Origin of the sequence: uncultured Granulicatella sp. (assembly GCF_963515615.1) — a bacterium.
In the GTDB taxonomy this organism is placed as follows: domain Bacteria; phylum Bacillota; class Bacilli; order Lactobacillales; family Aerococcaceae; genus Granulicatella.
Genome location: NZ_CAUPZT010000036.1, coordinates 1 through 16,047, shown reverse-complemented (window position 1 = coordinate 16,047; position 16,047 = coordinate 1). Strand labels below are relative to the sequence as shown.

At 30.2% G+C, this 16,047-nt stretch carries 15 protein-coding genes; all 15 read left to right on the top strand.

Annotated features, from left to right (window positions below; all coding sequences use genetic code 11):
* The first annotated feature begins 514 nt into the window (after nt 1-514).
* The gene (rnc, locus tag RYL55_RS06470) at nt 515-1,219 is read left to right on the top strand and encodes a ribonuclease III (RefSeq protein ID WP_315008147.1); all 705 of its coding nucleotides are present in this window, start codon (nt 515-517) and stop codon (nt 1,217-1,219) included.
* A 15-nt stretch (nt 1,220-1,234) separates the two neighbouring features.
* Entirely contained in the window at nt 1,235-4,795 is a 3,561-nt protein-coding gene (gene smc / locus RYL55_RS06465; RefSeq protein ID WP_315008146.1) for a chromosome segregation protein SMC, read from the top strand.
* Nucleotides 4,796-4,968: 173 nt separating this feature from the next.
* Nucleotides 4,969-5,247 (top strand): type II toxin-antitoxin system RelB/DinJ family antitoxin, encoded by a 279-nt coding sequence (locus tag RYL55_RS06460; RefSeq protein ID WP_315008145.1) that lies wholly within the window; start codon nt 4,969-4,971, stop codon nt 5,245-5,247.
* 24 nt (nt 5,248-5,271) lie between these two features.
* Entirely contained in the window at nt 5,272-6,129 is an 858-nt protein-coding gene (locus tag RYL55_RS06455; RefSeq protein ID WP_315008144.1) for a helix-turn-helix domain-containing protein, read from the top strand.
* Nucleotides 6,130-6,340: 211 nt separating this feature from the next.
* Nucleotides 6,341-7,531, top strand: a complete 1,191-nt coding sequence (locus tag RYL55_RS06450) for a hypothetical protein (protein WP_315008143.1) — start codon at nt 6,341-6,343, stop codon at nt 7,529-7,531.
* A 3-nt stretch (nt 7,532-7,534) separates the two neighbouring features.
* A complete protein-coding gene (locus RYL55_RS06445; protein ID WP_315008142.1) occupies nt 7,535-8,371 on the top strand; it encodes an SDR family NAD(P)-dependent oxidoreductase in 837 nt (278 codons plus the stop codon).
* Nucleotides 8,372-8,487: 116 nt separating this feature from the next.
* Complete coding sequence (locus tag RYL55_RS06440) at nt 8,488-9,156, top strand: zeta toxin family protein (RefSeq protein ID WP_315008141.1); 669 nt, start codon at nt 8,488-8,490, stop codon at nt 9,154-9,156.
* Nucleotides 9,146-9,307: a hypothetical protein gene (locus RYL55_RS06435; protein ID WP_315008140.1), complete on the top strand. Its 162-nt coding sequence runs from the start codon at nt 9,146-9,148 to the stop codon at nt 9,305-9,307. The genes RYL55_RS06440 and RYL55_RS06435 overlap by 11 nt, the downstream gene beginning before the upstream one ends.
* Before the next feature lie 226 nt (nt 9,308-9,533).
* Nucleotides 9,534-10,454: an ABC transporter ATP-binding protein gene (locus tag RYL55_RS06430; RefSeq protein ID WP_315008139.1), complete on the top strand. Its 921-nt coding sequence runs from the start codon at nt 9,534-9,536 to the stop codon at nt 10,452-10,454.
* Nucleotides 10,441-11,184 carry an ABC transporter permease gene (locus RYL55_RS06425; RefSeq protein WP_315008138.1) on the top strand — a complete coding sequence of 248 codons (744 nt, stop codon included), beginning with the start codon at nt 10,441-10,443 and terminating at the stop codon, nt 11,182-11,184. Before RYL55_RS06430 ends, RYL55_RS06425 begins: the two co-directional genes overlap by 14 nt.
* Nucleotides 11,185-11,309: 125 nt before the next feature.
* Nucleotides 11,310-11,747 carry an ATP-binding cassette domain-containing protein gene (locus tag RYL55_RS06420; RefSeq protein ID WP_315008137.1) on the top strand — a complete coding sequence of 146 codons (438 nt, stop codon included), beginning with the start codon at nt 11,310-11,312 and terminating at the stop codon, nt 11,745-11,747.
* A 9-nt stretch (nt 11,748-11,756) separates the two neighbouring features.
* Nucleotides 11,757-12,722, top strand: coding sequence for an ATP-binding cassette domain-containing protein (locus tag RYL55_RS06415; RefSeq protein WP_315008136.1), 966 nt, complete (start codon nt 11,757-11,759; stop codon nt 12,720-12,722).
* 375 nt (nt 12,723-13,097) lie between these two features.
* Nucleotides 13,098-14,399 (top strand): ATP-binding protein, encoded by a 1,302-nt coding sequence (locus tag RYL55_RS06410; protein WP_315008135.1) that lies wholly within the window; start codon nt 13,098-13,100, stop codon nt 14,397-14,399.
* 412 nt (nt 14,400-14,811) lie between these two features.
* Nucleotides 14,812-15,057 (top strand): immunity 17 family protein, encoded by a 246-nt coding sequence (locus RYL55_RS06405; protein ID WP_315008134.1) that lies wholly within the window; start codon nt 14,812-14,814, stop codon nt 15,055-15,057.
* Between the two features lie 18 nt (nt 15,058-15,075).
* Nucleotides 15,076-16,047 (top strand): DUF695 domain-containing protein (locus RYL55_RS06400; protein WP_315008133.1); only part of this gene is annotated, 972 nt, incomplete at its 3' end.

Here is a 16,047-nt window from a genome sequence, read left to right as displayed (position 1 = left end):
CCTTTTGTAATACCTAATTCAATTTCAATACGATCAGATAACGTTAAATGTTAATGTTTCATCGTTCCATACCATCATTTGTCTCATACTTAATTCTAACATAAATTTTAGTCCCAGATTAACTTCTATTTTTGATACTTAACTAGAAGTTACTTTAAAACTTTTCGTAAATTAAATTATAAATATTTTTAAGGATAATACATTTGTACGGTTGCTTAGATACGATTTCATTATTCTTGGAGGATAAATAAGTAAAGTAATAGAAAAGACTTGTTATTGTGGCAATAGTAATATTAGCCAATTTGGCTAATACTACAGGGAAACTTTGAGACCAAGGCTCAAAGTTTAGACATGAGACTCGCAAGGCGAGGCTGCTGTCGACCTTGCTACAATATGTAAAAGTCTTTTCTATTGCTTTACGTGTCAGAATACGCCCCTATTATAAAATCGTTTGTAATGTTTTATCAAACCTTTTATAATAGGGAGATAGAGAAATGATAAGGAGCCGAAGGGCATGTATTCAATCGAAAAATTTAAAGAAAAAATAGCAAAAGAATTTCAAATACAATTTAAAAATGAAAACTATTTAAAAGAAGCATTAACCCATTCATCCTATGCAAATGAACATAAAGATTGCAAAGGGATTTATAATGAGCGTATCGAGTTTTTAGGTGATGCCGTTTTAGAATTATTTATTTCTAATTGGTTATACCGTCAAATGCCAACGAAAAAAGAAGGCGAGTTAACAAAATTAAGAGCGCAAATCGTTTGTGAAGAAAGTTTGTCGACACTTGCAAAAGAGTGTGAGTTAGATAAATATCTTTTATTAGGAAAGGGAGAACGTGCTTCAAAAGGACATGAAAATCCAGCAGTTCTCTGCGATGTATTTGAAGCTTTTGTGGGTGCTATTTATTTAGACCAAGGTTTTGAAGGTGCTAGTCAATTTCTAACACAAGTCATTATTTCGAAAATGAAAGATGGAAGATTTACTTTAGTTGGTGATTTTAAAACAGAATTACAAGAATATTTCCAAAGAAATGGGAATGTGAACATTCGTTATGAATTACTAAAAGAAGAGGGGCCTTCTCATGCACGTTATTATACCGTACAAGTTCATGTTAATGATAAAGGATATGAAATTGGTGAAGGCAAGACGAAGAAAGCAGCAGAACAATTATCTGCTAGAAGAACATTAGAAAAATTAAACGTTATTTCTTAAAGTAAGGAGTCAAGGATGCAGTTAGAAAAAATTGAAATGTCTGGATTTAAGTCATTTGCAGATAAAACCGTTATCGAATTTGATAAAGGTGTTACAGCAGTTGTAGGTCCAAACGGAAGTGGAAAATCTAATTTGTCAGAAGCAATTAAATGGGTTTTAGGAGAACAATCTGCCAAAAGTTTACGTGGTAAAAAAATGGATGATGTTATTTTTGCAGGTTCTCAAACTCGTAAACCCGTGAATATTGCTGAAGTAAATTTGCATATTAACAATGAAGATGGAAAATTGGCAATTGAGCATTCGCAAGTTGTATTAACTCGTCGATTGAACCGTAATGGGGATAGTGACTTCTTTATTAATAAGAAAGCTTGTCGACTAAAAGATATTACAAGTTTAATGATGGATTCTGGTTTAGGAAAGGATTCCTTTGCTTTAATTTCTCAAGGGAAAGTCGAACAAATTTTCAATGATAAACCTGAAGATCGTCGTATGATTATTGAAGAAGCTGCAGGGGTATTAAAATATAAAGACCGTAAAACTCAAGCGCAAAGAAAATTAGATCAAACACAAGAACATTTAAATCGTGTAGAAGATATTTTACATGAAATTAAAAGTCAATTAATGCCTTTATTAGAACAAAAGGAAAAAGCGATTGTTTATTTATCAAAAAAAGAAGAATTACAAGGTATTGAAACAGCTTTATTAGCCGTTGAAATTGAAACTTTAAATACTCAATGGACAGTCGCTAAACGAGAAGTAGCGCAGTTACAAGAAACTGTGATGAAAACAGAACAAAAATTAGTAGAGCTAGAGCAGAAAGTGTTCGATCAACAAGAATTACTAGCTGTAAAAAATACTGAGTTAGATGATAAACAAGTGTTATACGTTGATGCGATTCAAAAAATGGAACAATTAGATGGTGAACGTAAAGTTTATCAACAAAGACAAGAGTTTGCGAATCGTACCAATGAAGAAAATCAATTAGCTTTAGTGGAAGTCATTCGTCAATTAGAATCAACAGAACAAACTGTGGCTGAATTAGAGCGAGCAGTTGCCATTAAAGAAGTAGAACTGAACGAAATTGAATCACTTTGGTCTAAATTAGTAGAAGAATTAGAACAATTAAGTCAAGGTAATGAAGAGCGACAAAAGCAATTACAAAGTGACTATATCGAGCAATTACAAGAAATTTCAAAATTAACGAACCAAGAAAAACACTTGGAACGTTCAATGGAACAAAATCAAAATCAACATGATAAATTACTAGAAAAACAAGAATTATTTGAAGAACAATCAAAGCAATTAGATCAAAAGATTGCTCGGTTAGTAGAAAAAGAAGAAAATCTAGTTCAACAAACTAATGCTAAACAAGAAGACTTGAATTCTTATCGTCAACAAGCAGACAGTTTACGTCAAGAACGTCAAACCATGCAAGAACAAAAACAAAAGATTGAACGACAATTACAACAAACACAAGCCAACTATCATAGTTTGAAACAAGTTTCTGAAGATTATGCTGGTTACTATCAAGGGGTTCGTGAAATCTTAAAACAAAAGAAACAAATTTCTGGTGTCATTGGTTCAGTAGCTGAATTAATTCGAGTAGAAGATGCATACACCTTAGCAATCGATATTGCTTTAGGGGCAAGTAGTCAACATGTTGTGGTAGAGCATGAACAAGCTGCAGCAAAAGCGATTGACTATTTAAAACAGAATCGTTTAGGACGTGCAACATTTTTACCGTTAACGATTATTAAAGAGAAAAGAATACCAGATGCGGTTCAACAACAATTATTCTCTTTACAAGGCTATGTCGGAATTGCTAGTGACTTAGTACATGTGGAAAAAACGTATCAATCTATTGTTCGAAATATTTTAGGAACAACTGTCGTTGCCAAAACATTGGATGATGCTATGAAAATTGCTAAAGTCTTGCAATACCGTTATCGTATTGTTTCTTTAGAGGGAGATGTTGTGAATGCTGGTGGTTCGATGACCGGTGGGGCTTCTAAAAACCATCAACAACAATCTCTTGTAAAACGGAATAGTCAATTAGAAACGTTAGAACAACAATTGAAACAGTTGAAAGAATATGAGAAGCAAGTTTCAGAAAAATGGAATCAGTTGGAAACCAAATGGAACGAAATTGTTCAAAAAGGAACAGCTATTCAAGAAGAAGAAACCCTTTTAAAACAACAATTACAAGAAGTACGCTTAGAATTACAATATTCAAAAGATGAATTTAATAAAATTAGTCGTCAAACATTAAGTCAACAATATGAATTAGATGAATCGATTGAACAATATGAACAATTAGAACAGCAATATGTGGAAACTCATGAAGCGTTAAGAAGGATTACAAAAGAGAATCAAGCGGTTAAAAAAGAACTGGATTATTTACAATTATCTCAAGAAGACCGTACGCAACAGCTTCAAGAAAAACAACAAGAATTACAAGAAGTGGGGACACAAAAAGCTCGTATTCAAGAGCAAGTCCAACACCAAAAGAAAGAATTCAAACAAGAAAAACTGTCATTAAAACGTTTAGAAGAACAAGTTCATTTACTGGAATCGAAAAAAGATGAACAGAAGGACTTAAAAGAGAAAAATGAAGCAGATTACAACCAAACTGTAAAAGATTACGAAGCGATTAAGGAAACTGTTATAGCATTAGAAATAGATTTAGATAGACTAAAAGAAGAAAGAATTCAATTAGAAGTATTGAATAAACAAACAGAAGTTAGTCGAAATCAAGCGCAACATCAATTACAAGAGTATTTGAAACAACAATCAAAAGTTGAAACAAAAGCCAATCGATTTGAATTAGCAATTGATCAAAAACTGCAATATTTAAGTGAAGAATATGAATTAACATTTGAAGCAGCCATCGAAAAAACAGAATTAACAATGTCCATCGAAGATGCTTCTAAAACAGTTCGCATGTTAAAACAACAAATCGAACAAATGGGTGCAGTAAACTTAATGGCGATTGAGGAATATGATAAAGTTCAAGAAAGATTTGAATTTTTAACGATTCAACAACAAGACTTATTAGATGCGAAGAAAAATCTAGAAGACACGATTACAGAAATGGATATGGAAGTGACGAGTCGATTTAAACAAACTTTCGATGCAATTTCAAGTCAATTCCAACAAACATTCCCACGATTGTTCGGAGGAGGACGTGCTTCTCTAGAGTTAACAGATCCTACGAATTTATTAGAAACAGGAATTGAGATTATTGCTCAGCCACCTGGTAAGAAACTACAATCCTTAAGTCTATTATCTGGGGGAGAACGTGCCTTTACAGCCATTGCATTATTATTTGCAATTTTAGAAGTGAAGCCAGTGCCATTCTGTTTACTCGACGAAGTAGAAGCGGCCCTAGATGAGGCAAATGTTGCAAGATATGGTCGTTACTTGAAAGAATTTACTAAAAATACACAGTTCATTGTGATTACTCATAGAAGAGGAACAATGGAAGAAGCAGATGTATTATATGGAGTAACGATGCAAGAATCTGGAGTTTCCAAACTAGCTTCAGTAAAATTCGAAGATTTTGATGGGTTGGAGTAGAACACTTTTTTAGTGGTAAAATGGAAAAGCCTGAATATAGGCTTTTTCTTTTTGTATAAGAGTCGATAATTTGATTGATGATAAATGAGTTAACATGGATATTGTACAAATTGTATTGCGTAACGCAATACATATGGTATAATAATTGCAATTATATAAGAGGGGAAATGTGTATGAAAACAGCTAGTGTAAATGTTAGAATTCAAGAAAATATTAAAGAACAAGCAGAAAAAATTTTATCGCAGATTGGTCTTTCTCGAGCAGTAGCGATTGATTTATTTTATCGACAAATTATTATGAATAATGGTATTCCATTTTCTTTAACTGTTCCTAAGCAGCAAGTTCCTATACGTGATACAATGAGTGAAGAAGAATTTCACACAATGATGGATAGAGGAATGCAACAGGTTAAAAATAATGAGTCACAAGATATGGAAAATGTATTTGATTAGTCTGCCTTGGAAAGGAGAAGTCACTTGTTAGGAGAACGTCTTAAACATAGAAGATTAGAATTAAATTTAACACAAAAGGAATTATCAGAAGGAATTTGTAAACAAAGCCAAATTAGTAGAATAGAAAATCAAAATTATGATCCTAGTGCTTTAATTTTAAAAGAATTGTCTGTTCGTTTAAATGTAAGTATGGACTATTTTTTTAATTCGAAGCTAGAGGGAATTGATTCTGTATTAAAATCATTCAAAAAAATAGCTGATGATGCTTTATCTCAAAGAGATTTTAGTAAATTAGAATATTGTTTATCATTAGAGCTGAATAAGAAGCAAAAAATTACGTTAGAAGAGGATCTTCTTTACCTAGAATGGATAAAGGCAATTGTTACGTTTAATGTTCATAAAGATATTGTCAAAGCGATAGAAATGATGGAACACTTATGTAAAAAACTAAAAACGAATGATGAATACTATTTAGATTTTTTGAATACTTTAGCACTATTTTATTTTGAATGTGATGAAATTGAAAAATATAAACAGCTTTATAAAGTTCTAATGGAAGAGATTTATAAAGTAGATATATCAAAGCAGGATAATTTACATAAGGTAATCAAAATAAGATATAACTATGCTCGAATTTTAGTAAGAAATAAAGTTACAAAAGAAGCTTTGGAAGAGATTTTAGAAATAATTGATATCTGTAAAGAAAATAGTAGTATGTATTTATTAGCTGACTTATATTGTTTATTAGCGAACATTGGAGATAATTTTCTGTCAGAAGAAGATATTCTTATGTATTATGAACAAGCTAAGTTTTTGTATAAATTATTAGGAAATGAAAAAATGTATTTAAGATTACAAGAATATATAAGTAGTCGTTTTTAATACCTTATTAAAAATAAAAGTAAAACATTATGGGAATCACTAATCAGATTTCCATAATGTTTTTTGTATGATATGTAAAAAAATAAAATTCATTTTGGTATATTTTTTTAAAAAAATACAGATTTGAATAAAATAATATTGAAAATAATAAAAGGGTGTGATAAGCTTTCACTAATTAGGAGTGTGTATAATTATTGGAGGTTAATAGGAATTGGAAAATGATGTTAGTTTGTATTTTAGGGAGATTATGGACAAAGCAGGAATGGATTATATCCCTGATTCAGGAGTTATGTATCATAAAACACTTAAATTTTCTTCGGTTTTAAATATTGAAGATAGATTTGAAGATTTTTTTAAGATTGATGGTTATTTCTACACGAATCAAAGATGTTTTAGAGTTACAGATAAAATTCTTGAAATAACAGGGTATGAAGGAGTCGCATCTCCTTATAATCATATGTTAAGTTTCTTTTTGTTAAAGCAAGAAAATCTTGAAAAGGCATTGAAAATCACAATTGATTTTTTTAGGAAATTAAATTTTTTAGATGGAAAAACTACAATGGTTTTATCTCAAAAGATGTTATCGTTAATAAATGCAAAAACAAAAGAATTATTTGATATTTGCTTGATTAATAGTGATAAATTATCGACTACTTTAGGTGAGGATAGCTTTAAGGGAGAGTATATTAAATTCTATCGTAGAAATAAAAATGGATTAGTACCGGTTGGCAGTCTTAATGTTATTTTTAATGGAGAAAGCTATGTTATTGATAGTTCTTTTTTGAAGGAAGTCATCGAAGTTGAGTATTTTGGAAAAAATAGTATTTATGAATTGAACTATTTCAAAAATTCCTTTAAGAAAATTAGTGAAAAAATTCCTGAATCTAATCTATCAGTAGGGTTAAAATGTATTAATTTAATGAGAGTCATTTTAGTTCTTATGAATGAGGGAATCGTATTTGGAAATAAAAATCAAGAGTATATTGTTAGGAAATTGCATAGAATACTTGTTTTGGATCTTTTTTTATTATTTTTGGATAAAGAAATTACTCGTTCAGAAATTGTTGAATTGATGAGTGATATTACTTTGTCAGGTTTATCGGATTTACAAAATGTAAATACTATTAATTATTCTAATCAGTTTTTTCTAGAAACAATTATTAAAGAAACAGAAAGTTATGTTGAATTATTAGAAAAAGGTATGTTGAAGATTTCTACGCAATCATTTAACTTGGAAGACGAAATAATTTTAAAAGAACGATTTGGTATTCCATCAAAATTAATTAAAAGAATTCGAAATGGAAAACTAGAAAATAAGGATGACAATATCCCGATGAATCCGTTAAATAAAGTTATTGATATGCCAACGAAAAATTGGATAAAAGCATTACATGGAGAGTGAATCATGAAGAAAAAAGTATTAATTACAGGTGTTTGTGGAACAATTGGGGAAGCATTAGTAAATTATTTTATAGAAAATGATGCAATAGTGTATGGTGTTGATTATCAAGAAACACAGTTAGCAATTATGAGTAAAAGGATAGATACTTCAGTATTTTATTCAGTACCAATGGACTTTACTTCACAAGATTGTTTGAAATATATTGAAGCAATTCGACCAGATATTTTCATTCATTCAGCATCATTAAAAATGACAAATTTTTGTGAAGACTTTGCTGACTATTATTATTCAAAAAATGTTTCACAAACAAAATTGTTTCTAGAGTCCGTATTACCTTTTGTAAAGGAAAGAGTTATATTTATCTCAAGTGATGAAGCTTATAAACCCCATAATCAATTCGGAAGGCAAAAACTAGAAGTAGAACAATATTTGAAGAATTTAAATGATAAGCATCAAGATTGTGTCGTTCAATCGTTAAGATTTCCATTTGTGATTGAAAGTAATGGCTCAGTCTATCATGTGTTTGATAAACTCTCGAAAGAAAATAAACCTCTTCCTTTAACCGATGAACGAATTACAAAGCTAGCTACAAGAAAAGAAGATTTTATTCGAGGGTGGGATGATTTTTATCATCATGTTCTACATTCAGGAGTCTATACATTAACGATTGGAAAAGTTCTGAGCATTAAAGCTTTAGCGGAAGAATTAATTGAGAAAAATCACTCTAAGAGTAAAATAGAAATTATTGGATTAAGAGGAGACGATACTTTAGGAGATCCAATAATGGACTTTAGTCATTTTAACCAGATTACAGATGTAGTCAGTGAGGTTTTTGAATAAGGATATTTTGTTCAAGATTAGTTGAAGCGAAAATAAAAGAATAAGGATGTTACAATATAGCTGATAAAATGCTAGGAAAATGGTATACTTAGACAAAGAATTGAAGGAGGAATACCATGGATCAGAATCTAGAATATGCACAAAATAGAGTAGAAGAGTTTATTTCTGAATTGATTTACGATAGTGTTCCTAGTGAAGAGCCAGATGCAGTATTTATGGCTGGCAGTCCAGGCGCAGGCAAGACAGAAGTTGCTCTTGGATTAGCAAATAGATATAAAAAACATATTGTAATTGATGCAGATGCATTTCGAATTCAATTCCCAGGTTATGACGGTAGTAATTCTAGTCAATATCAAAAAGCATCAGCATGGTTAGTAGATCAGTCTTTTAAATTTGTAGTGGATAACGAATATTCATTTATATTGGATGCAACATTCGCAGTTTTGAGTGCAGAGAAGAATATTATTCGAACATTAAAAAATGGGTATCGTGTGACGTTATTTTATGTTTATCAAGATCCACAAGTAGCATGGAGTTTTACGAAAGAACGTGAATTAGTAGAAGGTCGTGTTGTTCCAAAAGATACATTTATCAATGCTTTCTTCCAAGCTAGAGAAAATATTGAAAAAGTAAAAAAACGACATCCAGAAGTTACATTACATATTATTATAAAAGATTATCAAAATAATATATCCGAAGTACATTTTGATGCTGAGAATATTCAGCTGGTACTTCCACAGCAATATACGAAACAACAATTGGAGGAAATGTTAGATGACCGATGAGGAAAAAGTACAACAAATTATTGATAAATATAATCAAAGCGTTGCAGAACTCTCTGAAAAAGCTACTGCTAAAGAATTCAAGTTTGTGATGAGTTATATCGCACAAGAAGCGAATCGTAGACAGCGAGAGCTTGTTGGAATGAAAGACTAGTAGAAAGCATGGAGCTAGAAATTCTAGTTTCGTGCTTTTTTGAATGTACAAAAAATGTACACTCATGTGAAGTTTTTCTTTAGAAATAGTTACAATTCTAAAAAAATGGTATAATATAAAAAAACTTCAAATTATGGGAAAATAACAGAGGTTAATATGTTCAAAAAATAATTTGAACAAAAATGATAGAGAGTTTTTTGATTACTATTTTAAGGAGATGTAGAAGATGGTGTTTGAAGTAAAGGATATCCATAAACAATATAATAAAAAGACAATTTTACATAATATATCCTTTGAAATTCCAGAAAGTAATATTACAGTAATTCTTGGTAAAAATGGTGCTGGAAAAACGACATTAATTAAACTAATGTTAGGAATGATTAGTGCAGATAAGGGAGATATTTTGTTTAAGGGGCAAAATCTTTTAGACATTGGACATTCATATTATCAAAACGTAAGTGCCGTATTAGAGTCTGTCGATAATGTTTATCCATTTTTAACAGGTAAACAAAATATTGAATACTTTATTGGGTTATCAAAACAATCCATAAACTATATGAATGACAGTATTCAAGCGTTAATTGATGAGTTCGACCTAAGAGATGCTATTGATGAACCAGTTGGTGGGTATTCTCGAGGAATGTTACAGAAGCTCTCATTAATTATTTCATTAATGACAAATGCAGAAGTTCTATTTTTAGATGAGCCAACTTTAGGATTAGATTTTCAAAGTTCAAAGCAACTTTGTCAAAAAATTAAACAACTTTCAACAGAACAGAATAAAACGATAATTCTTACATCACACCAAGCAGAGATTATAGAATTACTAGCAGACTATGTGATTGTGATTGATGAAGGAGCGGTTGTCTATAAGGGAGATTATCAGAACTTCTTGCAACAAGTCCCACATTCACAAGAATTTGAAGCTGTTATTGAGGGAGAAGTAATTCATCAAGAGCTTCAATGCCGCATTGAAAAAGGAAAATCATACATGAAACGGAATACTATTGATGAGTTAACCTCACTTTTAGTAAAACATAATTTGATGTCTCATTTAATCAAGATTGAGAAATTAAGTCCTACGGTTGAAGAAACACTGGACTATTTCTATAGTCAAAGAGGAGGAGATTATCATGAAGTTATTTAAGGCAGAATTATGGAAATATTTACATGAAGTACGTACTTATTATCCGGATCATATTGTGAGTATTGTGGTTACTACGATTGTGTTCTATATGTTTTTATTAGTTCAACATCAACAAATGAATCAAGGTTATGTAGGATTTGTGTACTGGTATTTATTGAGTTCGGTTATTAGTGAAGCAGCAGTCTCTGTGTCTTCGGAGAAGCAAATGGGAATCTTAGATCAACTGATTATTAAACCATTTCCTTTTGAACAGCTGATTATAGTAAGGACACTAGTGTGGTTAATTGTCAATCTCATTAAAGTGGCTGTTGTATCACTTATCTTGAGTGCCATTCTTTCAATTCAAATTTCATTCAGTGGATGGTATATTGTCATCTTCTTATTAACTACAGTTGGAGTGTTTGGATTTACATTAGTATTAGTGGCATTGACGTTAAAATATACTAAGACCGCATCATTTGATTCGATTATTTCTTATGCACTATTATTTTTTACTGGAGCTATTTTACCTCATGAAATGATGCCTGAATGGGCAATTTTGATTGGTCGATTTCTTCCTATTTCTCTAGGAATTGAAATGACACAATCTCTCATTCAAGGAGGAAGAGTTACTTTGATGGAGTACTTATTATTAGCTAGTCAGTCAGTTTTTTTCTTGGTAATCGGTTATGTCTTATTTAAGAAAATTTACCAATCTAGTAAGAAAGCAGGGATTGATAGAAGTTATTAATGTTACGAGTGATTATATCTGCATCTAAATTATAGTGGGAATAGTAATAATGTTTATTAAATTTTATTTAATATCTAGACTTGATTTGGAAACACTTGAAAAGTTTTAAAGGAGTGGGTGACTTTATGGCTAAAGAAGTTATTAAATTAATTGATATTGAGATGTCTTTTGCAGATAAACCCTTGTTTCATACTGATAAATTAATCGGTCATATTGGAGAAGTTATTGGAATTGTAGGTAATAATGGAGTAGGTAAAACAACATTACTAAATATTATTTGCGGTAATACAAAATCTACTAAGGGTAGAATAATCTGTGATGTATTATGTAAAAAGTTTGATCAAAATTGGTTTTCAAATAATAATTATACAAATTTAAATCATAGTGCTGGTGAACAGCAAAGAGATTTCCTATATAAATTGCTTTGTACAAAACAAGGTTGTTTATTATTAGATGAACCAACTAATTTTATGGATATTCAGACGAGAGAGAACTTAATTAAAACGATTAAATCGTATAAAAATGGTATCATTATTATAGCTAGTCATGATCGCTATTTTTAAAAAAATGTTGTGACTAAAATATGGGATATTGAGAATAAAGAAATCAGAGAGTATATTGGTACCTATGAAGATTATGAAAAGCAAAAAGAACTTCATCTGTTAAAACAACAATATGAAAAAGAAGAATATATTAGAGAGAAAAAACATTTAGAAACGATTATTTTAAATAATAAAGAGCAAAGATTGCGCCTAGAAAAAAATAAAAATAAAAAGTCATTTGAAAAACCTAGTCGATTAGCAGCAACTAAAGATAAAAGTACAGCTGTTAAGCGAATTGATAGGACAATAAAAAATGTTGAAAAGCGATTAGATAGTTTGGGTGAAATCAATGATATACCTATTGTACAATCAATCCATTTTCCTAAAGGCAATTTTAGAGAACTACATAATAAATATCCTATAAGAGCTGAATTGCTTAATCTCTATTATGAAGATAAACAATTATTAAAAAATGTTAGTTTTCAATTTGCAAATAAATTAAAAATTGCAATTACTGGGAAAAATGGTTCTGGTAAGTCTACATTAATAAAGAATATACTAGCTAACCATCCAAATATTATACTTTCTAAAATGATCAAATTTTCAGTTTTTAAACAATTTCATTTTGATGTTGCAAGTACAAAAAATCTTATTAATTATTTACAAGAAGATTCTAATTTTTCAAGACAAGATATTATAAATTTATTGAGGGATATTGGGATAGACGCATCATTATTGAATGTACCAATCAATAAATTAAGTGGTGGGCAGAGAACTAGAATAGAATTATTAAAAGTATTCATTAAAGATGCCAATGTTGTAATATTAGATGAACCTACAAATTCACTGGATATGATTAGTATAAGAGCGCTAGAGGTATTGATAAAAAATTATCCAGGGCTAGTGATTTTTGTTTCTCATGATATGGAATTTGTAAAAAATTGTGCAGACGAAATTTATAATATTGAAAATAAATCATTGAAAAGATATAAATAATAAAATTTAGTTAGAATAATTTTCTTCTAATATGATAATAAAAAATTTTTGTTAAAATGGTATCCCTTCTGATGTCAAAATGGGGTATCTTAAATCTGGTGAGGAAACAGCTTTTTTTACATTAAATAATAAAGCTTTCAATCACGATATACCATAGTTATCCACTGTTCCATCAAAAAATCAGTCACTATAACCCTATAAAATAAAGAAGCTATATCCCTGTGATATGGCTTTTTATGCAATTTAAATAAAAGTAGTAAATACGCATTAATTTTAAAAGTGCTAATTGGAATTGATGATTAAGAATGCTATAATATAATAAATAGATTTAATAAAAATGCGTATTTACAATATATTATTAAATGAGGTGTGAGGATGGAAGTACAAAGACCAAGATATTTAAATCAACTTATCGATAAAAAAGACAATGGAAGAGTGAAGATTATTACAGGTATTAGAAGATGTGGAAAATCTTATCTTTTATTTGAACTATATAGAAAGTATTTACTTTCAAGTGAAGTGAGTGAAAATCAAATTATAATGATTGCACTTGATAGTATGAAGAATATTAAATATAGAAATCCAATAGAATTAGATGATTATTTAAGAGATAAAATACAAGATAATGGACTTAAATATTATATTTTTATAGATGAAATTCAATTTGTAGAAGAAATTTCTAATCCATATTTGGAAGGCACTGAATCAAAGGTAAACTTTGTTGATTTGGTACTTGGACTTATGAAAATTCCAAATGTAGATGTATATATTACAGGTAGTAATTCAAAGATGCTTTCATCAGATGTGCTCACGCAGTTTAGAGATCGTGGTGATGAAATAAGAGTATATCCATTTTCATTTGCAGAATTTTATTCATGTTATAAAGGAGACAAGAGAAAGGCTTTTGATGAATATTGTCTGTACGGTGGCATGCCAATGACTGTACAGATTAGTAATCATGAAAAAAAGAGTGAGTATTTGAAAAATATTTTTACAAGCACCTATATTAAAGATGTAATGGAGCGTAATAAAGTTCTTAAAGATGCATCTATAATGGATGATTTGTTGGATATTATATCTTCGTCTATTGGTTCTCTATCTAATCCAACTAAGCTGGCGAATACTTTTATGTCAGAAAAAAATATAAAGATATCTCAGTTCACAGTAAGTAATTACTTGGATTACTTTATTGATGCTTTTTTAATTGAAAAAGCCAGAAGATATGATGTGAAAGGAAGGAAATATATATCATCTCCGTATAAATACTATTTTTCAGATATTGGGCTTAGAAATGCAAGGCTAAATTTCAGACAGATTGAACAGTCACATATTATGGAAAATGTAATATATAATGAACTTCGTATGAGGGGGCTAAATGTAGATGTTGGTGTTGTGGAATATAATTATAAAGATGAGAATAAAAAAACGATTAGAAAAAATTTAGAAGTAGACTTTATTATCAATAGAGGAAGTAATAGATATTATATTCAATCGGCACTTAATGTTGATACAAAAGAAAAACAAGTACAAGAGACGGAATCGTTGAGAAGAACAGGAGATTCATTTAAGAAAGTTGTTATAGTTAGAAACAACATAGTACCTAGATTTGATGATGACGGTATTTTATATATTGGAGTAGAGGATTTTCTCTTGGATGAAACAGCACTGGATTTATAGAAATTGCATCATATGATTTAATAAAACTGCGTATTTACAATATGATTTTAAATAAATAATAGTCCGAATAAATTTGGGTTGTTCGACAAATCTTATTGGTGAATCTAATTTGTGAGTTTCTATCATATCGATTATAGGTAAAATAAATGAGTCAATAATTTTGTATAAACTCCATTAATTTTAATCAAAAAATTAATTCAATTATAACGGAGAAGCTATATCAATATGATATGGCTTTTTCTTTTGGAATTGTTAGTTAGTTGCAACAACAATTTTACGTATGCTATTTTTTATCATATTGATATCTCTATAATTTTAAATTATAATGAAAGCGCATTAAGAAGAGTTCTTATCCTATGTGAATAAGAGAAATAATTAGAGAAATGCTTAATAGATGAAATAGACAAACGATATGGATGAAGTATTTGAATGGTTAAAAGCATATTATCAGTATATTCTGATAGCAGGCGGGTTACTATTTTTAATCGGTGCGATAAGAGATTTGAAATGGGTATATCAAGCTACAGTCGGAGATAAAGCAAGGCACGCATTTATTTTTGAAGTGTGGGGTGAGAAAGGATATAGAGTTATTATAGGAATATGTGGACTATTACTTGTAATTTGTGGTGTTGTATTTTTAATATTTGATAAACGATAAAAGTGGAGGTAACATAACATGAAATGGAACTCAGAAAATCGCAAAGAATTTTTTGCGTATATAGAAAAACTTACAGATGAAGATAAATATACGGAATGTATCACAGCGTTGGAAAGAATCCCTATGGAAGAACGGGATTATGAAGTATGGTATCAGCTTGCTCGTGCCTATCAAAACTTTGCGATTGTCGGCAATGATGATAAAGGAACACCTAGTTTTATTGGCGATAAATATTTATTAAAATCTATAGATATTTTGAATTCAGTTAGAGAAGAGGGGAAAGATAAGGCTGAATGGAATATGCGCATGGCATATGCCTATCAATATTTGACTCATGAGGAAGAAAGAGCTATTCCTTATGCCTTGCGTTGGGCGGAGTTAGATCCTGAGGAACAGAATGCGTTGGAAGTAGTAAAAGAGTGTAAAGAAGAAATTCAAAAAAGAGCATTCAGAGCCGATGAGGCTACTGAGAAAGTAATTAATCAAGAAACTGCTGAAATTGATGAAGACTGGGGCATTTATCTATGCAATGCATTTGCTTGTGACTTACCGGCAGTTATTCGAACCAATTTAGCTCTTTGGGATTTTGAATTTAATGCAAACTACCCTAAAAGACTAGAATTACAAATATTATATAAGAATGCTGATGAAAACGGGTTTCCTACAAGAGAAGAAGGGGAATATTTATACCGTATAGAAGATGCTGTGGTAGAGATTATTGAAAAACATGGGGACATATTAACAGGTGTTGCGAAATGTGATGAACGGGTACGTATTATTTCGTATGCTAAGAATGAGTTGGGGTACTACGATGAAATTTCTGAGATGATGGCAGAAAACTTCCCTGAGTATGCCTATACATTGGCAGTAGTTGAAGATGAGGACTGGGAACTGTATTTTCAGGCACTGTATCCTGACAGATATGAATATCAAAGCATTATGAATATGAGGCTTATTGAGAATATTAAAAGTGATGGTGATAGTATGGTG

What these genes read in the sequence shown, in the direction of transcription:
- RYL55_RS06430 (WP_315008139.1), top strand. Translation starts at nt 9,534, where the DNA reads ATGGTGTTTGAAGTAAAGGATATCCATAAACAATATAATAAAAAGACA.
- RYL55_RS06420 (WP_315008137.1), top strand. Translation starts at nt 11,310, where the DNA reads ATGGCTAAAGAAGTTATTAAATTAATTGATATTGAGATGTCTTTTGCA.
- RYL55_RS06405 (WP_315008134.1), top strand. Translation starts at nt 14,812, where the DNA reads ATGGATGAAGTATTTGAATGGTTAAAAGCATATTATCAGTATATTCTG.
- RYL55_RS06445 (WP_315008142.1), top strand. Translation starts at nt 7,535, where the DNA reads ATGAAGAAAAAAGTATTAATTACAGGTGTTTGTGGAACAATTGGGGAA.
- RYL55_RS06440 (WP_315008141.1), top strand. Translation starts at nt 8,488, where the DNA reads ATGGATCAGAATCTAGAATATGCACAAAATAGAGTAGAAGAGTTTATT.
- RYL55_RS06435 (WP_315008140.1), top strand. Translation starts at nt 9,146, where the DNA reads ATGACCGATGAGGAAAAAGTACAACAAATTATTGATAAATATAATCAA.
- rnc (WP_315008147.1), top strand. Translation starts at nt 515, where the DNA reads ATGTATTCAATCGAAAAATTTAAAGAAAAAATAGCAAAAGAATTTCAA.
- RYL55_RS06425 (WP_315008138.1), top strand. Translation starts at nt 10,441, where the DNA reads ATGAAGTTATTTAAGGCAGAATTATGGAAATATTTACATGAAGTACGT.
- smc (WP_315008146.1), top strand. Translation starts at nt 1,235, where the DNA reads ATGCAGTTAGAAAAAATTGAAATGTCTGGATTTAAGTCATTTGCAGAT.
- RYL55_RS06460 (WP_315008145.1), top strand. Translation starts at nt 4,969, where the DNA reads ATGAAAACAGCTAGTGTAAATGTTAGAATTCAAGAAAATATTAAAGAA.
- RYL55_RS06410 (WP_315008135.1), top strand. Translation starts at nt 13,098, where the DNA reads ATGGAAGTACAAAGACCAAGATATTTAAATCAACTTATCGATAAAAAA.